Source organism: Microbacterium sp. SORGH_AS_0888 (assembly GCF_030818905.1).
Lineage (GTDB): Bacteria > Actinomycetota > Actinomycetes > Actinomycetales > Microbacteriaceae > Microbacterium.
This window is the reverse complement of record NZ_JAUTAZ010000001.1, coordinates 541003-562383: the sequence shown is the minus strand read 5'-3', so window position 1 is coordinate 562383 and position 21381 is coordinate 541003. Positions and strand designations below refer to the sequence as shown.

The following is a 21381-nucleotide window of genomic DNA, read 5'->3' as shown; positions in this document are numbered from 1 at the left end:
GCCCCTGCACGAAAGAGCCCGCTCCCTCATCCGAGGGGCGGGCTCTTTCGCATGCCCGCCGCGGTCAGAACGGGAGCAGCGGGTCGATCGCGATCGCGACGAAGAGGAGCGTCAAGTAGGTGATGGATGCGTGGAAGACCCGCATCGGACGGGGCTCGCCCCCGCGGACGGCGCGCGAGTAGAGGCGGTGCGACTCGTAGATGAACCAGCCGCCGAAGACGAAGGCCGCGACCGAGTACACGAGGCCCATGCCGGCGACGGGGATCAGCAGCAGCGAGCAGGCGACCGTCGCCCAGGCATAGAGGATGACCTGAAGGCCGACCTGCGCGCCGCTGCGGGTCGAGCCGAGCATCGGCACCTCGACCTCGTCGTAGTCGCTCTTGTACTTCATCGACAGCGGCCAGTAGTGCGGCGGCGTCCACAGGAAGACGAGGACGAACAGGATCGCGGCCGACCACGAGAGCGATCCCGTGACGGCGCTCCATCCGATGAGGACCGGGAAACAGCCGGCGATGCCGCCCCAGACGATGTTCTGCTCCGTGCGGCGCTTGAGCAGCAGCGTGTAGATGACCACGTAGAAGAAGATCGCGCCCGCCGACAGCGCGGCCGCCAGCGGGTTCGTCGTCAGCCACAGCCAGAGGGTGGAGACGACCGCGAGCGTCCATGCGAACACGAGCGCACCACGGGGCGAGACCTCCCCCGTCACGAGCGGCCGGTTCTCGGTGCGCTGCATGTGGGCATCGATGTCGCGGTCGAGGTACATGTTGAACGCGGCCGCGGAGCCGGCGCTCAGCGACCCGCCGACGACGGTCGCGAGCACGAGCCACAGATCGGGCAGCCCGTTCGCGGCGAGGATCATCACGGGCACGGTCGTGACGAGCAGCAGCTCGAGAACGCGGGGCTTGGTGAGGGCGACGTACGCGCGCACCGTGCGGCCGAGGGGACGGCGAGCGGTGGGTGCCTCGATCCCGGTGGTCGTGATGTCCATCTCCCCCGCATTCGCCCGCATCATGGTGGCTTTCAGTCTATGCCACCCGGCTCGGCGAGGCGGCCCGGGGGTCCGGCTGCTTCGCTATGCTGAACACTACGCGCGCCCCTGTGCCGGCTGCCCCACCTGAGTACGTGGTCTGCGGACTGGCCCCTCTCGGGGCGCACCCTCACTCGAAAGGCGGTCCGGTGACCGATTTGCGTTGGGACGAGATCGATCGGCGTGCGGTGGACACCGCTCGCGTGCTCGCGGCGGACGCCGTCGAGAAGGTGGGCAACGGTCACCCGGGCACGGCGATGAGCCTGGCCCCGGCCGCATACCTGCTGTATCAGCGGGTGCTTCGCCACGACCCCGCCGACACCCACTGGCTCGGTCGTGACCGCTTCATCCTCTCCGCGGGGCACTCCTCGCTCACGCAGTACGTGCAGCTCTACCTCGGCGGTTTCGGCCTGGAGCTGAAGGACCTCGAGGCGCTTCGCACCTGGGGATCGCTGACTCCCGGTCACCCCGAGTACGGGCACACCAAGGGCGTCGAGATCACGACGGGCCCGCTGGGTCAGGGTCTCGCCTCCGCGGTGGGCTTCGCCTACGCCGCACGCTATGAGCGTGGCCTCTTCGACCCCGAGGCGCCGGCCGGCACGAGCCCCTTCGACCACTTCGTCTACGTGATCGCCGGAGACGGCGACCTGCAGGAGGGTGTCACGAGCGAGGCCTCGAGCCTGGCGGGACACCAGAACCTGGGCAACCTGATCGCGATCTACGACTCGAACCAGATCTCGATCGAGGACGACACGAACGTCGCCTTCACGGAGGACGTCGCGAAGCGCTACGAGGCGTACGGCTGGCAGGTCCAGACGGTCGACTGGAAGAAGACCGGGCAGTACGTCGAGGACGTCGCCGAGCTGTACGCCGCGATCGAGGCCGCCAAGGGAGAGACCGACAAGCCGTCGCTCATCATCCTCAAGACGATCATCGGCTGGCCCTCCCCCGGCAAGCAGAACTCCGGCAAGATCCACGGCGCCGCGCTGGGCGCCGACGAGCTCGCGGCGACCAAGGAGGTCCTCGGGTTCGACCCGGAGAAGTCCTTCGTCGTCGCCGATGACGTGATCGCACACACCCGCGCCCTCAAGGACCGTGCCGCCGAGGCCCGCGCGCAGTGGCAGAAGGGCTTCGACGCGTGGGCGTCGGCGAACCCCGGGCGGAAGGCGCTGCTGGACCGTCTGGAGGCGGGCGAGCTCCCCGCCGACATCAGCGTGCCGGCGTTCGCCGCGGGCAAGGACGTCTCCACGCGAGCGGCATCGGGCCAGGTCATCAACGCGCTCGCGGAGCAGCTGCCCGAGCTGTGGGGCGGATCAGCGGACCTCGCCGAGTCGAACCTGACGACCATCAAGGACGCGAAGAGCTTCATCCCCGCCGAGTGGTCGACCCACGAGTGGTCGGGCGACCCCTACGGCCGGGTGCTGCACTTCGGCATCCGCGAGCACGCGATGGGCGCCATCGTCAACGGCATCAAGCTGCACGGTCCGACCCGCCCCTTCGGCGGCACCTTCCTGATCTTCAGCGACTACATGCGTCCGCCGGTGCGCCTGGCGGCCCTCATGGACATCCCGTCGATCTTCGTCTGGACCCATGACTCCGTCGCGCTCGGCGAGGACGGCCCGACGCACCAGCCGATCGAGCAGCTCTCCACGCTCCGCCTCATCCCGAACTTCACCGTGATCCGGCCCGCGGACGCCAACGAGACGGCTGCGGCATGGCTCGAGATCGTGCGCCGCTCGAGCGGCGGCCCCGTGGGCATCGCGCTCACGCGCCAGAACATCCCGGTGTTCCCGCGCGGCGAGAACGGCTTCGCGACGACGGACGGTGTCGCCAAGGGCGCGTATGTGCTGCTCGACGCCGAGGGCGGCGAGCCGGACGTGATCCTCATCGCCACCGGATCCGAGGTGCAGCTGGCGGTCGAGGCGCGCGAGACGCTCGCCGGCGACGGCATCCGCGCCCGTGTCGTGTCGGCTCCGTCGCTCGAGTGGTTCGCCGAGCAGGACGAGGCGTACCGCGAGAGCGTCCTGCCCGCCGCGGTGACGGCCCGTGTGTCCGTCGAGGCCGGATCGACCCCGCTGTGGCGCAGCATCGTCGGCAGCACCGGCCGCACCGTCGGCATCGACCACTTCGGCGCGTCCGCCGACTACAAGACGCTGTTCCAGAAGTTCGGCATCACGACCGACGCCGTCGTCCAGGCGGCCCGCGAGACCATCGAGGAGAACGCATGAGCACCCCCACCGAGCAGCTGGCCGCAGCCGGCGTCAGCATCTGGCTGGACGACCTGTCGCGCGAGCGCATCACGACGGGCAACCTGCAGAGCCTGATCGCGGAGCGTTCGGTCAGCGGTGTGACGACCAACCCGACGATCTTCGCCGGAGCGCTCTCGAAGGGCGAGGCCTACGCCGAGCAGGTCGCCTCCCTCGCCGCGGACGGCGCCGACGTGGACCGCGCGATCTTCGAGATCACGACGGACGACGTGCAGGCGGCGTCCGAGATCTTCCGCCCGGTCTACGACGCGACCGGCGGCGTCGACGGTCGCGTGTCGATCGAGGTCTCCCCCGACCTCGCGCACGACACGGCGGCGACCGTCGCCGAGGCCAAGAAGCTGTGGGCCAAGGTCGACCGTCCGAACGCGCTCATCAAGATCCCGGCGACGCGCGCGGGCCTGCCGGCCATCACCGAGGTGATCGGCGCCGGCATCAGCGTCAACGTCACGCTCATCTTCTCGCTCGAGCGCTATGCGGCCGTCATCGATGCGTACCTGGCGGGCGTCGAGAAGGCGCGCGACGCGGGCCACGACATCTCCCAGATCCACTCGGTCGCCTCGTTCTTCGTGTCCCGCGTGGACACGGAGGTCGACAAGCGGCTGAAGGCGATCGGCACGGATGCGGCCACCGCCCTTCTCTCGAAGGCGGGGATCGCGAACGCGCGCCTCGCCTACGAGCTGTTCGAGCGCGAGTTCTCCTCCGACCGCGCTCGCGCGCTCGTCGAGGGCGGCGCCACGGTCCAGCGTCCGCTGTGGGCCTCCACCGGCGTCAAGGACCCGGCTCTCCCCGACACGCTGTACGTCACCGAGCTCGTCGCTGCGGGCACCGTCAACACGATGCCGGAGAAGACGCTCGAGGCGACGTTCGACCACGGTGTCATCGAGGGCGACACGATCACCGGCAACTACGACGACGCACACGCCGTGTTCGACGGCCTCGCCGCGGTCGGGGTCGACTTCGACGATGTCACGCAGGTGCTCGAGGACGAGGGCGTCGAGAAGTTCATCGTGTCCTGGCATGAGCTGCAGGACACCGTCAAGGCCGCGCTGAACGAGGCCCGATGAGCTTCGACGTCCGCGTCAGCGGAGCCGTCGAGGAGGTCGTGGCGCAGACGTTGCCCGGCCTCGTCGAGGCGCTCGTCGCGTCGGGCATCACGGCGCAGGACGCGTCGCTGTGGGGTGCCGCCGCCGAGGCGGAGGCATCCCAGCGGCTCGGCTGGGTGAATGCGGTCTCGGTCTCGCGGCCGCTCCTCCCCCGGATCGCCGCCGTGCGCGACGAGCTCCGCGCACGTGGCGTGACGCGGATCGTGCTGGCCGGGATGGGCGGTTCGTCGCTGGCGCCGGAGGTCATCGCGCAGACGAGCGGGGTGCCTCTCGTGATCCTCGACTCGACGGCGCCCGGGCAGGTGCTGGCGGCGATCGACGGCGACGTGGAGTCCGGCGGCCTCGCGCAGACCGCGCTCGTCGTCTCCTCCAAGAGCGGCTCCACCGTCGAGACCGACTCGGCGCGGCGCGCGTTCGAAGCGGCGTACCGCGATCTGGGCATCGACCCCGCCGAGCGCATCGTCGTGGTGACCGACCCCGGCTCGCCGCTCGAGCTGTCGGCGACGGAGGCGGGCTACACGGTGTTCGCCGCGGATCCCACCGTGGGCGGTCGCTACTCGGCTCTCACGGCGTTCGGACTCGTCCCGGCGGGGCTTGCCGGGGTGGACGTCGCCGAGCTGCTCGACGAGGCGGAGGCGACACTGCTCGAGGTCGCGATCGACGACCCCCGCAACCCGGCGCTCGTCCTCGCGGCGGCCATCGCCGGGGGCACGCCGCGCGCGGACAAGCTCGGTCTCGTGAGCGACGAGACGTACCTCCGTGGGCTTCCGGACTGGATCGAGCAGCTGATCGCCGAGTCCACCGGCAAGGAGGGCACCGGCATCCTGCCCGTGGTGCTGTTGCCGGTCTCTCCCGAGGTCGATCGGACGCCCGATGATCTGCGCATCGTGCGGCTCGTGGACGACGTGCATCACGAGCACCTCTTCGAGCACCACCACGGCGAGGTGCTCGTCTCGGGTTCTCTCGGCGCGCAGTTCGTCGTGTGGGAGTATGCGACGGCGATCGCCGGTCGCCTGCTCGGGATCGACCCCTTCGATCAGCCCGACGTCGAGTCCGCGAAGGCCGCGACCCGTGCGCTTCTGGAGTCGCGCCCGGAGCCGTCGGCTCCGGCGTTCACGGCGGACGGCGTCCAGGTACGAGTCTCGGACCCGGAGCTGGCGGCCTCCGGAACCCTGGCCGGCGTCCTCGACGCCCTCTGGAAGCTGATCCCGGTCGACGGCTATGTCGCGATCCAGGCCTACGTCGACCGGTGGCGGTCGCCGCAGCTCGCGGGACTCCGCGAGCTGGTCGCGGCGGATGCCGGACGTCCGACGACGTTCGGGTGGGGCCCACGGTTCCTCCACTCGACCGGCCAGTTCCACAAGGGCGGCCCGGCGACGGGGGTGTTCCTGCAGATCCTCGAGTCCACCGACGTGGATGTCGAGATCCCCGGTCGACCCTTCACCTTCGGCGAGCTCATCGCCGCCCAGGCCGCCGGCGACGCGGCGGTGCTCGCCAACGAGCACGGCCGCCCCGTCGTGACGCTCACGCTCACCGACCCGACCGTCGATGTGCTGACCCTTTTCGAAGCAGCCCAGTAGGAGTTCCTCTCATGCCCGTCGAGATCTCGCGCGCGCACAATCCGTTGCGCGACCCCGACGATCGGCGCCTCAGCCGCATCGCCGGACCCAGCGCTCTCGTGATCTTCGGTGTCACCGGAGATCTGTCGCGCAAGAAGCTCATGCCCGCCGTGTACGACCTCGCCAACCGCGGCCTGCTCCCGCCGGGCTTCGGCCTGGTCGGCTTCGCGCGCCGCGACTGGGAGGACGAGGACTTCGCCGAAGTCGTGCACGACGCCGTACGACAGCACGCCCGCACCGAGTTCCGCGATGAGACCTGGCAGCAGCTCCTCCAGGGCATCCGCTTCGTCCAGGGCGAGTTCGACGACCCCGAGGCGTTCCGGCGTCTGCGTGAGACCGTCGGCAAGCTCGACACCGAGCGCGGCACGATGGGCAACCACGCCTACTACCTGTCGATCCCGCCGAAGAACTTCGCCGTCGTCGCCCGCCAGCTCAAGGAATCGGGACTCGTCGACGACACCGCCGACGCGCCCGACCGGTGGCGCCGGGTCGTCATCGAGAAGCCGTTCGGGCACGACCTCGAGTCGGCGCGCGCCCTGAACGACGCGCTCCGTTCCGCGTTCCCGACCGACTCGATCTTCCGTATCGACCACTACCTCGGCAAGGAGACGGTTCAGAACATCCTGGCGCTGCGCTTCGCCAACGAGCTGTACGAGCCGATCTGGAACCGCAACTACGTCGACCACGTGCAGATCACGATGGCGGAGGACATCGGGGTGGGTGGCCGAGCCGGCTACTACGACGGCATCGGCGCAGCGCGCGACGTCATCCAGAACCACCTGCTGCAGCTGCTCGCCCTCACGGCGATGGAGGAGCCGATCCGTTTCGACGCGACGCAGCTGCGCGCCGAGAAGGAGAAGGTGCTCGCGGCCGTCACGCTCCCGGACGACCTCTCACTCGCCGCAGCCCGCGGACAGTACGCGGGTGGCTGGCAGGGCGGCGAGAAGGTCACGGGGTTCCTCGACGAGGACGGCATGGACCCGCAGTCCACGACCGAGACCTACGCGGCGATCAAGCTCGAGATCAACACGCGCCGCTGGTCGGGAGTGCCGTTCTACCTGCGCACCGGCAAGCGGCTCGGCCGGCGTGTGACCGAGATCGCCGTCGTCTTCAAGCGTGCGCCCGAGCACCTGTTCGGACGCAACCAGACCTCCGGGCTCGGCCAGAACGCGCTCGTCATCCGGGTGCAGCCCGACGAAGGAGTGACGATCCGCTTCGGATCGAAGGTGCCCGGCGCGGACACGCAGGTCCGAGACGTCACGATGGACTTCGGCTACGGACACGCGTTCACCGAGGCGAGCCCCGAGGCGTACGAGCGGCTCATCCTCGATGTCCTGCTGGGCGACCCGCCGCTGTTCCCCCGTCACGAGGAGGTCGAGCTCAGCTGGAAGATCCTCGACCCGATCGAGCGGTACTGGGCCGCGCAGGGCGGCCCGCTCGAGCAGTACTCCCCCGGTTCCTGGGGGCCCGAATCCGCGGACGCGCTCCTCGCGCGTGACGGCCGCACCTGGAGGCGCCCGTGATCATCGACCTGCCCGACACCAACGTCAGCAAGATCTCGAAGGCGCTCGTGAGCGTTCGCGAGGAGGGCGGCGCCGTCGCGCTCGGCCGCGTGCTGACGCTCATCATCGTCAGCCACCACGGCGTGGACGAGGAGGCCATCGAGGCGGCCAACGACGCATCGCGCGAGCACCCCATGCGGGTCATCGTGCTGATGGAGAAGGATCCCGACGGCGATCCGCGGCTGGATGCGCAGATCCGCGTCGGCGGCGACGCCGGTGCGAGCGAGGTCGTCCTGCTGCACGCCTACGGCCCCGCCGGCTCCAACTCCGAGAGCCTCGTCACGGGGCTTCTCCTGCCCGACGCGCCGGTCGTCGCGTGGTGGCCGGCCGACACGCCTCCCGCCCCGTCCCGCTCCGCGATCGGCCGTATCGCGCAGCGCCGGATCACGGATGCCGCGCAGCAGCCGGACCCGCACGCCTGGCTCGATCGGCTGGGTGAGATGTACGCGCCGGGAGACACCGACCTCGCCTGGACGCGGCTGACCCGTTGGCGCGAGCAGCTCGCGGCGGTCCTGGACCAGCCGCCCTACGAGCCCGTGACCGCGGTCGAGGTCCTCGGCGGTGCCGACTCGCCCTCCACGCCCTTGCTGGCGGCCTGGCTCCGGCTGCAGCTGCAGGTCCCCGTCGACTGGCGCTATCTGGACGCCGCAGAGTGGAAGAGCGGCATCAAGTCGGTGCGGCTCACCCGCGAGAGCGGCGACATCCTGCTCGCGCGCCCGGAGCCGGGAATCGCCGTGCTCACCCAGCCGGGACAGCCGAGTCACGACCTCGCGTTCCCGCGTCGGTCGCTGCGTGAATGCCTCGCAGAGGAACTCCGACGGCTGGATCCTGACCTGCTGTATGGTCGGGTCATCACCGAGGGGTGCGCGCTCCTCGACAGTGACGACCGAGAGGCATGAGCAATGGCCGGAGTGACCGCAGAGAAGCGAGTCGTCATCCTTCCGGACGCGGAGCAGCTGGCGGACGCGGTCGCGGCGCGCTTCCTGAGCCGCCTCGTCAAGATCACGGGGACGGGAGCGCTCGCGCACATCTCGCTCACGGGCGGCTCCATGGGCGGCCGGGTGCTCGAGGCCGCCGCTGCTCATAGCCGCAGCTCTGAGGTCGACTGGTCGCTGGTCCACCTGTGGTGGAGCGATGAGCGGTTCGTGCCCCGCGGTGACGCCGATCGCAACGACGGGCAGGCGTTCACGGCGCTCACCGGGGTCGGGATCCCGGCCGAGAACGTGCACACGATGGCGGGCAGCGACGACGGGCTGACGCTGGAGGACGCGGCACGTGCCTACACGGCGGAGCTCGCCCGCTTCGCCGACGACGAGGTCGGCGGCTGGCCCTCGTTCGACATCTGCTTCCTCGGGGTCGGTCCCGACGCCCACATCGCCTCGCTGTTCCCCGACCGCCCCGAGATCAGGGTGACGGATGCCTCGGTGCTTCCGGTGCGGGACTCCCCCAAGCCGCCGCCGGAGCGCCTGACCCTGACGCGTCCCGTCATCAACTCCTCGCAGCGCGTGTGGCTCGTGCTGTCGGGCGCGGACAAGGCTTCCGCGCTCGGTCTCGCCCTCGCCGGGGCGAGCTATCAGAGCGTCCCCGCCGCGGGCGCGAAGGGTCGCAGCCGCACGGTGTTCTTCGTCGACGAGGCGGCTGCGGCGAAGGTGCCGCCGGAGCTCATCGACGCGGAGTACTGATACCGCAACGAGAGAAGGGGACCGATCGATCGATCGGTCCCCTTCTCTCGTTGCGCCCTCGCTCGGGCTACTGACCGCGTCGGTCGCGCAGCTTCTGCAGCGCCTCGTCGAGCAGTTGCTCGGCTTCCTCGTCGGTCCGACGCTCCTTCACGTACGCAAGGTGCGTCTTGTACGGCTCGTTCTTCGCGATCGCCGGCGGGTTCTCCTTGTCGCGGCCGGCCGGGAGGCCGGAGTGCGGCGAGTCGATCGTCTCCGGGATCTCCTCGTCGGGGATGCCCGCGGCGAAGTACCGGACGGTCTCGTTGCCCAGGGCGTCCCAATAGGACACCGCGACGCGGTCCGCGTGGTAGCCGTGGTCCTGCTCGCCCATCGGGCCGGCACCGACGCGGGTGCCGCGGATCGCGTTTCCTCCTGTCGCCACGGTCACACCAGCCCGGTGAACTTGGTGATCATGCCGAGCGCGACGATCGAGACGAACCACACCAGCGCCAGCACGACGGTGAAGCGGTTGAGGTTGCGCTCCGCCAGGCCCGACGAGCCGAGCGTCGAGCTCATGCCGCCACCGAACATGTCGGACAGGCCGCCACCGCGTCCCTTGTGCAGCAGGATCAGCAACGTCAGCAGGAGGCTCGTGATGCCGAGAAGCACCTGGAGCACGAACTCGAGGATCTGCACTGTCACCCTTTCACAGCGATCCGGCGGATCGCACGACAACAACCCATCATACGGGAGGGCGGCTCGGCCGCCCGGTATCAGACGCCGACGTGCTTCTGATACCGGATGATGGCGGCGAACTCGTCGGCCACGAGGCTCGCTCCCCCGACCAGCGCGCCGTCCACGTCCGGCTCACGCATGAAGCTCGCGATGTTGCCGGACTTGACCGAGCCGCCGTACAGCATGCGCGTGCGCGCCGCCGCGTCCGCGCCGAGCTCATCGGCGACGACGCCACGCAGGGCGGCGCAGACCTCTTGAGCCTGTTCGGGCGAGGCGACCTGGCCGGTGCCGATCGCCCACACGGGCTCGTAGGCGACCACGACGTCCGCGTCCGACGACAGGCCGGCGACCGCCGCGCGGAGCTGGGCGACCGACACCGCGGTGGGGCCGGACTCCTCGCGCTGCTCCAGCGTCTCGCCCACGCAGATGACGGGTGCGAGACCGTGGCGGAGCGCGGCCTTCACCTTCGCTGCGACGACCTCATCCGTCTCGCCGTGGTACTCGCGGCGCTCGGAGTGCCCGATGATGACGTAGCGGCAGTCGAGCTTCGCGAGGAACGCCCCCGAGATCTCGCCCGTGTAGGCGCCGGAGTCGTGCGCCGACACATCCTGTGCCCCGAGGGCGAACGGGATGCTGTCCGCATCGATCAGGGTCTGCACGGTGCGCAGGTCGGTGAAGGGCGGGAAGACCGCCACTTCGACGCTGCCGGTCTCATGGCCGGCGTCCTTCAGCGTCCAGTGCAGCTTCTGGACGAGAGCGACAGCCTGCAGGTGGTCGAGGTTCATCTTCCAGTTGCCGGCGATGAGCGGCGTGCGCGCCATCAGGACTCCCATCCCAGGATCTCCAGCCCGGGGAGCTTCTTGCCCTCCAGGAACTCCAGGCTCGCTCCGCCGCCGGTCGAGATGTGCCCGAACTGGTCGTCGGCGAAGCCGAGCTGACGCACCGCCGCCGCCGAGTCGCCGCCGCCGACGACGGACAGGCCGTCGACCTCGGTCAGCGCCTGTGCGACGGCCTTCGTCCCGGCCGCGAACGCCGGCATCTCGAACACGCCCATCGGGCCGTTCCAGAAGACCGTCTTGGCGCCGCGGATCGCCTCGGCGAAGATCTCGGCCGTGCGGGGGCCGATGTCGAGCCCCATCCCGTCGGCGCCGAAGGGGGTGTCCTCGAGCGCGTCTGCCGCGGCGACCACGTGCTCGGCGTCGGCGGCGAAGCCGGACGCCATGACGGCGTCGACCGGCAGGATCAGCTCGACGCCGCGCTCGGCCGCGTCGGCGATGTAGCCCTTGACCGTCTCGATCTGGTCGGTCTCCAGAAGGCTCTTGCCCACGGGGTGGCCCTGTGCGGCGAGGAAGGTGAACAGCATCCCTCCGCCGACGAGGATCTTGTCGGCGCGGGGAAGCAGATGCGCGATGACGCCCAGCTTGTCGCTGACCTTCGACCCGCCGAGGACGACCGCGTACGGACGCTCGGGGTTCTCGGTGAGGCGGTCGAGCACGTCGACCTCCTTCTCGATCAGGTAGCCGGCCGCGGACGGCAGCAGCTCCGCGAGGTCGTACACCGAGGCCTGCTTGCGGTGGACGACGCCGAACCCGTCGGACACCAGCGCGTCGCCGAGCTCCGCGAGCTGCTCCGCGAAGGCACGGCGCTCCGCGTCGTCCTTGGCGGTCTCGCCGGGGTTGAAGCGGAGGTTCTCGATGACGGTCACGGCGCCGTCCTCGAGCGCCGCCACGGCCTCGTGCGCCGAGGAGCCCACCGTGTCGCGTGCGAACACGACCGGCTTGCCCAGCAGCTCGGACAGGCGCTGGGCCACGGGCTCCAGGCTGTACTTCGGGTCGGGGGCGCCGTCGGGCCGCCCGAGGTGGGAGCACGCGATGACGCGGGCGCCCTGGTTGATGAGCTCGTTGAGGGTCGGAAGAGCCGCCCGGATACGGCCATCGTCCGTGATGACGCCGTCCTTGAGGGGGACGTTGAAGTCAACACGGACGATGACGCGCTTACCGGCCAGCGACCCCAGTGATGCGAGGGTGCGCAAAGCCACGGCGGAGCCTCAGAGCTTTTCGGCGACGAGCTCGGTGAGGTCGACGAGGCGGTTCGAGTAGCCCCACTCGTTGTCGTACCAGGACGAGACCTTGACGAGGTTGCCCGAGACGTTCGTCTGGCCCGCGTCGAACACCGACGAGTGCGGGTCGAGCTGGATGTCGCTGGAGACGATGGCGTCCTCGTTGTACTTGAGGTACCCCACGAGTGCGCCCTCGGCGGCGGCCTTCTTGTAGGCCTCGTTGATGACCTCTGCCGTGAGGCCCTCGGTCGGCGTGATGATGGTCAGGTCGACGATCGAGCCGGTCGGGACCGGGACACGGTACGACGAGCCGCTGAGCTTGCCGTTGAGCTCCGGGAGCACGAGACCGATCGCCTTGGCGGCGCCGGTGGACGCCGGAACGATGTTGATCGCGGCGGCGCGCGCACGGTGCAGGTCGCTGTGCGGGCCGTCCTGCAGGTTCTGGTCGGCCGTGTAGGCGTGCGCGGTCATCATGAAGCCGCGCTCGATGCCGAAGTTGTCGTTGAAGACCTTGGCCAGGGGCGCGAGGCAGTTCGTCGTGCAGGAGGCGTTGGAGATGATGTTCATCGTCGCCGAGTCGTACTCGCCGTCGTTGACGCCCATGACGAACGTGCCGTCGACATCGGTGCCGGGGGCCGAGATGATGACCTTCTTGGCGCCGCCCTCCAGGTGCTTCTTGGCGTCGACGGCCTTGGTGAAGCGTCCCGTGGACTCGATGACGATGTCGACGCCGAGCTCGCCCCAGGGGAGGTTGGCGGGGTCGCGCTCTTCGAAGACCTTGATGGCCTTGCCGTTGACGGTGATCGAGTCCGCGTCGTACGAGACCTCCGCGTCGAGGCGACCGCCGACGGAGTCGTACTTCAGCAGGTGTGCGAGGGTCTTGTTGTCGGTGAGGTCATTCACCGCCACGATCTCGAGGTCCGCGCCCTGCTCCAGGGCGGCGCGGAGGAAATTGCGCCCGATCCGGCCGAAGCCGTTGATGCCGATCTTGACAGACACGGTGTCTCCCGTTTTCTCGTCGCGGCGCACCGTTGTCCCCGGGCGTCGCAGGCAGTTGTTTTTCGTGTGGAAGAGGATGCCGGGGCCTCCGGCGGGCGGGGGCCCCGAGGCATCCTCACCCGGTCACGACACTACCAGCAGACCCGCAGTCTTCTCGCGGGCGGCGGCGAGCCGCTCGGACACGTTCTGCCAGTTCGCGATGTTCCAGATCGCCTTGACGTAGTCCGCCTTGACGTTCAGGTAGTCGAGGTAGAACGCGTGCTCCCACATGTCGACCTGGAAGATCGGCACGGTGCCCTGAGCGGTGTTGGCCTGCTGGTCGAACAGCTGCTGGATGATGAGCTGCTCCCCGATCGGATCCCAGCTCAGCACGGCCCAGCCGGAGCCCTGGATGCCGGTCGCCGCGGCGGTGAAGTGGGCCTGGAACTTCTCGAAGCCGCCGAAGAACTCGTCGATGGCCGACTTGAGCTCGCCCTCGGGCTGGCCGCCGCCCTCCGGGGAGAGGTTGGTCCAGAAGATCGAGTGGTTGACGTGGCCGCCGAGGTTGAACGCGAGGTCCTTCTCGAGCTTGTTCACGTTCGCGAGGCTGCCGGTCTCACGGGCCTCGGCAAGCTGCTCCAGCGCGGTGTTCGCGCCCGTCACGTACGCCTGGTGGTGCTTGTCGTGATGCAGCTGCATGATCTTGCCGCTGATGTGCGGCTCGAGCGCTGCGTAGTCGTAGGGGAGGTCGGGCAGGGTGTAGATCGCCATGTTCTCTTCTTCCTGTCGGCGCCGCGCCGGAGTCCCCGACGCGGCGAGGGTGACGTGTTCATCCTACTGAGCGGCAACCCGCCCGCGCCGGGGTTGATTCCCGCAGGCGGCTGTCTCTCGCGAGGCCGATCAGTCCTCGACGCCGCCGGGCACGGCCGACTCGGTGCCGGGCACGCCGTCGGTCTCGGCCTTCTTGTCGGCCATCGCGAGCAGGCGGCGGATGCGACCGGCCACGGCATCCTTGGTCAGGGGCGGGTCGGCGTGGTGACCGAGCTCGTCCAGGCTCGCGTCGCGGTGCGCGAGCCGCAGCTCACCGGCTTCGCGCAGATGCTCGGGCACGGTGTCGCCGAGGATCTCCAGCGCCCGCTCGACACGGGCGCAGGCTGCCACGGCGGCCTGCGCAGAGCGGCGCAGGTTCGCATCGTCGAAGTTGACGAGACGGTTGACCCCGGCGCGGACCTCCCGGCGCTGGCGCAGCTGATCCCACTCCTGTGCGGCACGTCGAGCGCCCATCTCGGTCAGCATGGCGCGGATGCCCTCGCCCTCGCGGACCACGACGCGCGGCGCGCCACGCACCTCGCGCGCTTTCGCGGCGATGCCGATCCGATGCGCGGCGCCCACGAGAGCCATGGCCGCCTCCCCTGTGGGGCAGGCGATCTCCAGCGCCGCCGAACGTCCCGGCTCGGTCAACGTGCCGCTCGCGAGGAACGCCCCTCGCCAGACGGCGGCGAGGTCGGCACGGGAGCCGGTCGTCAGCCGGTTCGGGAGTCCGCGGACCGGACGTCGACGCTGATCGAGCAGCCCCGTCTGTCGGGCGAGCGTCTCCCCGCCGTCGATGACACGAACCGCGACACGGGATCCGGGGTTTCCGGCGCCGCCCTGCACATGGGCGAGCTCCGGGCGCACCCCGTAGATCTCGACGAGCTCGCGACCGATCCGACGTGCGAGCCGGTCCGAGTCGAGCTCCGCCTCGACGGCGACGCGACCGGCGATCGAGTGCAGGCCGCCCGCGAACCGGAGAACCGTGGTGAGCTCGGCGACCCGGGCTGCGGGCCGGGGGTCGCGGACCGTGAGAAGCTCGGCCTTCACATCGGCGGTCAGTGGCACGGCTCTCCTTGGGTCGGCGGGCGGATCGGCGTCGTCCGAGTCGGGGACGACGGTCCAGCCTACTCGCGGCCGAGGTCGCGGTGCGTGACGGATACCGCCACCCCGGGCGTCGTGGCGAGGCGTTCGGCCAGCTCGACGGCCATCGCGACGGAGCGGTGCTTTCCGCCGGTGCAGCCCACGGCGATGGTCGAGTGGCGCTTGTTCTCGCGCTGGTAGCCCTCGAGGACGGGTGTGAGCGCGTGCGCGTACGCGTCCAGGAACTCGTGAGCGCCCGGCTGGGCGAGCACGTAGTCGCGCACCTCCGGGTCCTCCCCCGTCTGGGCGCGCAGCTCTTCGACCCAGAACGGGTTCGGCAGGAACCGCATGTCCGCGACGAGGTCGGCGTCGGGCGGCAGTCCGTACTTGAAGCCGAAGCTCAGCACGGTGAGGGTGTGGCGCGCCGCACCCTCGGCAGAGAAAAGCTCCCCGACGCGCGTGGTGAGGTCGTGGATGTTGTAGCCGCTCGTGTCGATGATCACGTCTGCGCTCTCGCGGACGGGGGCGAGAAGCCGCCGTTCGCGCTCGATGCCGTCGATGATCGTCCCGCGCTGCTGCAGCGGATGCGGGCGTCGGACCGCCTCGAAGCGACGGACGAGGACGTCGTCGGAGGCGTCCAGGAAGAGCAGACGCACCGACCTCCCGTCGCGAAGCGCGCGCGTGACCTCCGGCAGCCGGGCGAACAGCTCCCGCCCGCGGACGTCCACCACCACCGCGACACGCGGGACAGCGCCCTGGGCGAGCTCGGAGAGCTCCAGCAAGGGCTTCAGCATCTGCGGCGGGAGGTTGTCCACGACGTACCAGTCGAGGTCCTCGAGCGCGTTCGCCACGGTCGAGCGGCCGGCGCCGGACATGCCGGTCACGATGAGCACTTCGCCCGCGCTCTCGGTCTCCGCTTCCATGTCCCTCTCCCCGCCCCGCTGACAGCCTATCGAGAAGCGAGATGGCCGTGGACGGTCTCCGCCAGCTTCGGCCCGATGCCGGGCAGCTCCGCGATCTGTTCCGGCGTGGCCGCGCGCAACGCCGTCACGGAGCCGAAGTGCCGCAGGAGTGCGCGGATGCGCGCCGGGCCGAGGCCGGGGATCTCGGCGAGCACGGTCGTGATGTCGCGCTTGCGCCGGCGCCGCTGATGCGTGATCGCGAACCGGTGGGCCTCGTCGCGCAGTCGCTGCACCAGGTACAGCGCCTCGGAGGTGCGCGGCAGGATGACCGGATACTCCTCCCCCGGGAGCCAGATCTCCTCGAGGCGCTTCGCGATGCCGCACAGTGCGATCTCGGGATGTCCCGCGTCGTCCAGCGCGCGCTGGGCGGCCTCCACCTGCGGTCTGCCGCCGTCGACGATCAGCAGCTGCGGCGGGTACGCGAAGCGCGGACGCCGGCCGGTCTCCTCCTGCTCTTCCCCGCGGTCGAGGTAGGCGGCGCGGCGCGTGAGCACCTGGTAGATCGAGTCCGTGTCGTCCGTCGTCTCGGCGATCGAGAACGAGCGGTACTGGTCCTTGCGAGGGAGACCGTCTTCGAAGACGACCATCGAGGCGACCACATGGGTGCCCGACAGATGCGAGACGTCGAAGCACTCGATCCGCAACGGCGCCTCGGCCAGGCCCAGCGCCTCCTGCAGATCGGTCAGCGCCTGGGTGCGTGCCACGTAGTCGCTCGTGCGGCGGGTCTTGTGCAGCAGAAGGGCCTGCTTCGCGTTGAGCGTCGCCGTCTTCATCAGCTCGGCCTTGCGTCCTCGCTGCGCCACCTGCACGGTGACGGGGCGGCCGCGTCTCTCGCGCAGCCATTGCTCGATCTCGGCGGCGTCCTCGGGCAGCTCGGGGACGAGCACCTGGCGAGGGATGTCAGCGGGTGCCGCATCGCCGTAGGTGCGCTGCAGCACCTGGTCGACGAGCTCGGGGCCCTCGATGTCGATCTCCTTGTCGATCGTCGTGGCACGTACTCCCCGTACGCGGCCGCCGCGCACGACGAAGTGCTGGACGGCCGCGGCGAGCTCGTCCTCGGCGATGCCGAAAAGATCGGCGTCCGTGTCATCGGCCAGCACGAGCGCGCTGCGGGTGAGCACCGCGTCGATGGCCTGCAGCTTGTCTCGGTACGCCGCCGCCGCCTCGTACTCCATCGCGGCCGCGGCATCCTGCATCCGCGCCGTCAGCTCCCGGGCGAACCGCTGGTCGCCGCCGGACATGAAGGCGACGAAGTCGTCGACGATCGCACGATGCTCCTCGATCGTCACCTTCATGGAGCACGGCCCCCCGCAGCGGCCGATCTGTCCGGGGAAGCAGGGGCGGCCCGTGGCCATCGCCTTGCGGTACGACGCGTCGGAGCAGGTGCGGATCGGGAACACCTTGATCATCAGGTCGATCGTGTCGTGGACGGCCCACACCTTCGGGTAGGGGCCGAAGTACTTCGCGCCCTTGATCCGGTGGTTCCGCGTGACGATCACGCGCGGCGCCTCGTCCGCGAGCGTGATCGCCATGTACGGGTAGGACTTGTCGTCCTTGTACCGCACGTTGAAGGGGGGCGAGAACTCCTGGATCCACATGTACTCGAGCTGCAGCGCCTCGACGTCGCTGCCGACGACGGTCCACTCGACGGACGAGGCGGAGGTCACCATGCGCCGGGTGCGCTCGTGCAGCGTGTGCAGCGGCGCGAAATAGTTCGACAGTCGCGCCCGGAGGTTCTTCGCCTTGCCGACGTAGAGGATGCGGCCCTCGCCATCGCGGAACCGATAGACGCCGGGGCTCGTCGGGATCTCGCCGGGACGCGGGCGGTACGAGAGGTCGCCGGCCACGTCAGCCCGCCTTGCGTGCCGCCCGGCCGCCGAGGATCTCCGCCAGGAACACGCCGGTGTGGCTCTCGGGCACCGCCGCGATCTGCTCCGGAGTGCCCGTCGCGACGATCGTGCCGCCGCCGGAGCCGCCCTCGGGACCGAGGTCGATGACCCAGTCGGCGCTCTTGATGACATCGAGGTTGTGCTCGATCACGATGACCGTGTTTCCCTTGTCGACGAGCTCCGAGAGCACGTCGAGGAGGCGCCGGACGTCTTCGAAGTGCAGACCGGTCGTCGGCTCGTCGAGCACGTAGACGCTGCGCCCGTTCGACCGGCGCTGCAGCTCCGTGGCGAGCTTGACGCGCTGCGCCTCGCCGCCGGAGAGCGTCGTCGCGGACTGCCCCAGCCGCACGTACCCCAGCCCCACGTCGACGAGCGTTCGCAGATAGCGGTGGATCGCCTGGATCGGCTCGAAGAACTCGGCGGCCTCGGTGATCGGCATGTCGAGCACTTCGGCGATGTTCTTGCCCTTGTAGTGGACCATGAGCGTGTCGCGGTTGTACCGCTGACCGTGACAGACCTCGCAGTCGACGTATACGTCGGGCAGGAAGTTCATCTCGATCTTGATCGTGCCGTCGCCCGAGCACGCCTCGCAGCGCCCGCCCTTGACGTTGAAGGAGAACCGCCCGGGCTGGTACCCCCGCGCCTTCGCCTCGGGGGTCTCGCTGAACAGCGTCCGGATGCGGTCGAACACCCCCGTGTAGGTCGCGGGGTTGGAGCGGGGCGTGCGGCCGATGGGCGCCTGGTCGACGTGGACGACCTTGTCGAGCTCCTCGAGTCCGGTGACGCGCGTGTGCTTGCCGGGCACGGTCCGGGCGCCGTTGAGCCGGGAGGCGAGGACCTGGTACAGGATGTCGTTGACGAGCGACGACTTGCCGGACCCGCTGACGCCGGTCACCGCCGTCATGACGCCGAGCGGGAACTCCGCCGTGACGTTCTTGAGGTTGTTCTCCCGCGCACCCACGACGACGAGCTGCCGCTTCCGGTTGATCCGTCGCCGACTGTCGGGGATCGGGATCTCCCGGCGGCCCGCCAGGTAGTCGCCCGTGAGCGAATCCGTGTCGGCGAGCAGCGAGGCGTACGGGCCGGAGTGCACCACGGTTCCGCCGTCGACGCCGGCACGCGGTCCGATGTCGACGACCCAGTCGGCGGCCTGCATGGTCTCTTCGTCGTGCTCGACGACGATGAGGGTGTTGCCGAGGTTCTTGAGCGCCAGGAGCGTCTCGATCAGCCGGCGGTTGTCGCGCTGGTGGAGTCCGATGGAGGGCTCGTCGAGCACGTAGAGCACGCCGGTGAGCCCGGAGCCGATCTGCGTCGCGAGTCGGATGCGCTGCGCCTCACCGCCCGAGAGCGATCCGGCCGACCTCCCCAGGCTCAGGTAGGTGAGCCCGACCTGGATCAGGAAGTCGAGACGCACGCGGATCTCGCGCAGGACGGCGGCGGCGATCTTGGCCTCACGGTCGCTCAGCTCGAGCTCGGCGAAGTACTCCTGCGCCTCGGCGAGGCTCATGCGCGACGCATCGGCGATCGAACGGCCGTGCACGCGGACGGCGAGCACCTCCGGCTTGAGGCGCGCGCCGTCGCAGACCGGGCACGGCACCTCACGCAGGTACTCGCCCCACCGCTGGCGCGCGCTGTCGGACTCGGCCTGCTGGTACTGCCGCTCGATGTAGGGCACGACGCCCTCGAACCCCGACGTGTACCGCATCTCGCGGCCGTAGCGGTTCTTCCACTTCACGGTCACCTTGAAGTCCTGTCCGTGCAGGACCGCATCGCGGACCTCTTGCGGCAGATCCTTCCACGGCTCGTCGAGCGAGAAGCCGAGGTCGGCGGACAGGCCCTCGAGCAGTCGTTCGTAGTACTGGAACAGGCCTTTGCCCTGGGTCGTCCAGGGGATGATGACGCCCTGCGCGATCGACAGCTCCTCGTCGCCGAGCATGAGGTCGGTGTCGACGGACATCCGGGTGCCGAGTCCCGAGCACGCGGGACAGGCGCCGAACGGCGCGTTGAACGAGAAGGTGCGCGGCTCGATCTCGGTGAGCTGCAGGGGGTGGCCGTTGGGGCAGGCGAGCTTCTCGGAGAACGACTGCCAGGCGGCGTCGCCTTCCTCGTCGACGAAGTTGACCTGCATGACGCCGCCGGCGAGCCCGAGCGCCGTCTCGACCGAGTCGGTGACGCGCGACAGGATGTCGGGGCCCGCGACCAGTCGGTCGACGACCACCGCGATGTCGTGCTTGTAGCTCTTCTTGAGCGCCGGGGGCTCGGCGAGCTGGATGAGCTCGCCGTCGACGACCGCGCGTGCGTAGCCCTTGGCGCTCAGCTCCTGGAACAGGTCGACGAACTCGCCCTTCTTCTGGCTGACGATGGGCGCCACGATCTGGTAGCGCGTGCGCTCGGGCAGCTCCATGAGCTGATCGGCGATCTGCTGCACCGTCTGACGTTGGATGACCTCGCCGCACACCGGGCAGTGCGGCACCCCGATCCGCGCCCAGAGCAGACGCATGTAGTCGTGGATCTCGGTGATCGTGCCGACGGTCGAGCGCGGGTTGCGGTTGGTCGACTTCTGATCGATCGACACGGCGGGGCTCAGACCCTCGATGAAGTCCACGTCCGGACGATCGACCTGGCCGAGGAACTGGCGCGCGTACGAGCTCAGCGACTCGACGTAGCGGCGCTGACCCTCGGCGAAGATCGTGTCGAACGCGAGGCTCGACTTGCCGGAGCCGGAGAGGCCCGTGAACACGACGAGACTGTCGCGCGGGATGTCGAGGTCGACGTTCTTGAGGTTGTGCACCCGCGCGCCGCGGACACTGAGTTTGCCGGCGTTGTGGGCGAGCTCGGACACAGGAAGGATGGGCACCCGTCAAGTCTAGGTTGGGCCTCCGACACCGGGCCGGGGCTTCGCTTTCGGCGGAGCCTCAGTCGCGTCTGCCGGCGAAGGGTGCCAGGCCGTCGCGCAGCGCGGCGAGCTCTGCGGCGTCCATCCCCACGGCGGCCATGATCTGCTGCGGCACCCGCAGCGCGTCCGCCCGGAGCGCGCGCCCCTCGGTCGTCAGCGAGATGTCGAGCACGCGTTCGTCGTCGACGCGTCGCGTGCGGGCGATCCTCCCCTGACCCTCCAGACGCTTGACCAGCGGCGAGAGCGTCGCCGGCTCCATAGCGAGGTCCTCGGCGAGATCGCGCAGCGACCGCGGCGATCGTTCCCACAGGGCGAGCATCACGAGGTACTGCGGATGCGTGAGTCCCAGCGGCTCGAGGACCGGCCGGTAGATCGACACGATGTTGCGCGCGGCCGTCACGAGGGCGAAGCACACCTGGTTCTCGAGCAGGAGAAGATCGTCGTCCACAGGACGAGTCTACGCGATACTTAGTACACTAATGGTTATGACACAAAACGATGACTCCCGTCCCCCGCTTCGTCAGCGTGTGCGGGAGGCCGGAGGCTGGTACGCGTGGGTGAACTCGCGCCTGATCCGGGCGGCAGGACCGGCGTCGGTCGGCCCCTACGAGACGACGCCCGAGCCGGACCGGACGCACCGGCCCTGCCCGCTCTGTGGCGCGCCCATGACCGAGCACACGTTCGATCGCACCGGCCCGAAGCCCCTCATGCACTGCCCATGACGTACCGC

At 69.7% G+C, this 21381-nt stretch carries 19 protein-coding genes; 7 read left to right on the top strand and 12 right to left on the bottom strand.

Annotation, left to right across the window (positions count from 1 at the left end):
• Nucleotides 1-64 precede the first annotated feature (64 nt).
• A complete protein-coding gene (locus QE381_RS02715) occupies nucleotides 65-988 on the bottom strand; it encodes a heme o synthase (RefSeq protein WP_307220385.1) in 924 nt (307 codons plus the stop codon).
• Nucleotides 989-1176: 188 nt separating this feature from the next.
• Between QE381_RS02715 and tkt the strand changes: the two genes are divergently transcribed.
• The 6 genes from tkt to pgl are packed head-to-tail and all read left to right on the top strand — an operon-like array spanning nucleotide 1177 to nucleotide 9260.
• Nucleotides 1177-3255 carry a transketolase gene (gene tkt / locus QE381_RS02710; protein WP_307215281.1) on the top strand — a complete coding sequence of 693 codons (2079 nt, stop codon included), beginning with the start codon at nucleotides 1177-1179 and terminating at the stop codon, nucleotides 3253-3255.
• Nucleotides 3252-4358 carry a transaldolase gene (gene tal, locus QE381_RS02705; RefSeq protein WP_307215279.1) on the top strand — a complete coding sequence of 369 codons (1107 nt, stop codon included), beginning with the start codon at nucleotides 3252-3254 and terminating at the stop codon, nucleotides 4356-4358. The genes tkt and tal overlap by 4 nt, the downstream gene beginning before the upstream one ends.
• Nucleotides 4355-5977 (top strand): glucose-6-phosphate isomerase, encoded by a 1623-nt coding sequence (locus tag QE381_RS02700; RefSeq protein WP_307215277.1) that lies wholly within the window; start codon nucleotides 4355-4357, stop codon nucleotides 5975-5977. Before tal ends, QE381_RS02700 begins: the two co-directional genes overlap by 4 nt.
• 11 nt (nucleotides 5978-5988) lie before the next feature.
• Entirely contained in the window at nucleotides 5989-7539 is a 1551-nt protein-coding gene (gene zwf / locus QE381_RS02695; protein ID WP_307215276.1) for a glucose-6-phosphate dehydrogenase, read from the top strand.
• The gene (locus tag QE381_RS02690) at nucleotides 7536-8477 is read left to right on the top strand and encodes a glucose-6-phosphate dehydrogenase assembly protein OpcA (protein WP_307215274.1); all 942 of its coding nucleotides are present in this window, start codon (nucleotides 7536-7538) and stop codon (nucleotides 8475-8477) included. The genes zwf and QE381_RS02690 overlap by 4 nt, the downstream gene beginning before the upstream one ends.
• A 3-nt stretch (nucleotides 8478-8480) precedes the next feature.
• Nucleotides 8481-9260 (top strand): 6-phosphogluconolactonase, encoded by a 780-nt coding sequence (gene pgl, locus QE381_RS02685; protein ID WP_307215272.1) that lies wholly within the window; start codon nucleotides 8481-8483, stop codon nucleotides 9258-9260.
• A 67-nt stretch (nucleotides 9261-9327) separates the two neighbouring features.
• On the opposite strand, the gene QE381_RS02680 is transcribed toward pgl, so the two are convergent.
• The 11 genes from QE381_RS02680 to QE381_RS02630 form a co-directional block, all read right to left on the bottom strand.
• Nucleotides 9328-9681, bottom strand: a complete 354-nt coding sequence (locus QE381_RS02680) for an RNA polymerase-binding protein RbpA (RefSeq protein ID WP_307215270.1) — start codon at nucleotides 9679-9681, stop codon at nucleotides 9328-9330.
• Nucleotides 9682-9683: 2 nt separating this feature from the next.
• Nucleotides 9684-9935: a preprotein translocase subunit SecG gene (gene secG / locus QE381_RS02675; protein WP_307215268.1), complete on the bottom strand. Its 252-nt coding sequence runs from the start codon at nucleotides 9933-9935 to the stop codon at nucleotides 9684-9686.
• Nucleotides 9936-10012: 77 nt separating this feature from the next.
• Nucleotides 10013-10795: a triose-phosphate isomerase gene (gene tpiA, locus QE381_RS02670; RefSeq protein ID WP_307215266.1), complete on the bottom strand. Its 783-nt coding sequence runs from the start codon at nucleotides 10793-10795 to the stop codon at nucleotides 10013-10015.
• Nucleotides 10795-12012: a phosphoglycerate kinase gene (gene pgk, locus QE381_RS02665; RefSeq protein WP_307215264.1), complete on the bottom strand. Its 1218-nt coding sequence runs from the start codon at nucleotides 12010-12012 to the stop codon at nucleotides 10795-10797. The genes tpiA and pgk overlap by 1 nt, the downstream gene beginning before the upstream one ends.
• Before the next feature lie 9 nt (nucleotides 12013-12021).
• The gene (gene gap / locus QE381_RS02660) at nucleotides 12022-13032 is read right to left on the bottom strand and encodes a type I glyceraldehyde-3-phosphate dehydrogenase (RefSeq protein ID WP_307215262.1); all 1011 of its coding nucleotides are present in this window, start codon (nucleotides 13030-13032) and stop codon (nucleotides 12022-12024) included.
• Nucleotides 13033-13155: 123 nt separating this feature from the next.
• Complete coding sequence (locus tag QE381_RS02655; protein ID WP_307215260.1) at nucleotides 13156-13782, bottom strand: superoxide dismutase; 627 nt, start codon at nucleotides 13780-13782, stop codon at nucleotides 13156-13158.
• A 129-nt stretch (nucleotides 13783-13911) separates the two neighbouring features.
• The gene (whiA, locus tag QE381_RS02650; RefSeq protein ID WP_307215258.1) at nucleotides 13912-14889 is read right to left on the bottom strand and encodes a DNA-binding protein WhiA; all 978 of its coding nucleotides are present in this window, start codon (nucleotides 14887-14889) and stop codon (nucleotides 13912-13914) included.
• Nucleotides 14890-14948: 59 nt separating this feature from the next.
• Nucleotides 14949-15827 (bottom strand): RNase adapter RapZ, encoded by an 879-nt coding sequence (rapZ, locus tag QE381_RS02645; protein WP_307215256.1) that lies wholly within the window; start codon nucleotides 15825-15827, stop codon nucleotides 14949-14951.
• A 26-nt stretch (nucleotides 15828-15853) separates the two neighbouring features.
• Entirely contained in the window at nucleotides 15854-17713 is a 1860-nt protein-coding gene (gene uvrC, locus QE381_RS02640) for an excinuclease ABC subunit UvrC (RefSeq protein ID WP_307215254.1), read from the bottom strand.
• A gap of 1 nt (nucleotide 17714) precedes the next feature.
• Entirely contained in the window at nucleotides 17715-20612 is a 2898-nt protein-coding gene (gene uvrA / locus QE381_RS02635; protein ID WP_307215252.1) for an excinuclease ABC subunit UvrA, read from the bottom strand.
• Between the two features lie 58 nt (nucleotides 20613-20670).
• Complete coding sequence (locus QE381_RS02630; RefSeq protein WP_307215250.1) at nucleotides 20671-21099, bottom strand: MarR family winged helix-turn-helix transcriptional regulator; 429 nt, start codon at nucleotides 21097-21099, stop codon at nucleotides 20671-20673.
• A gap of 31 nt (nucleotides 21100-21130) precedes the next feature.
• Between QE381_RS02630 and QE381_RS02625 the strand changes: the two genes are divergently transcribed.
• A complete protein-coding gene (locus tag QE381_RS02625) occupies nucleotides 21131-21373 on the top strand; it encodes a hypothetical protein (protein ID WP_373426896.1) in 243 nt (80 codons plus the stop codon).
• Nucleotides 21374-21381 lie beyond the last annotated feature (8 nt).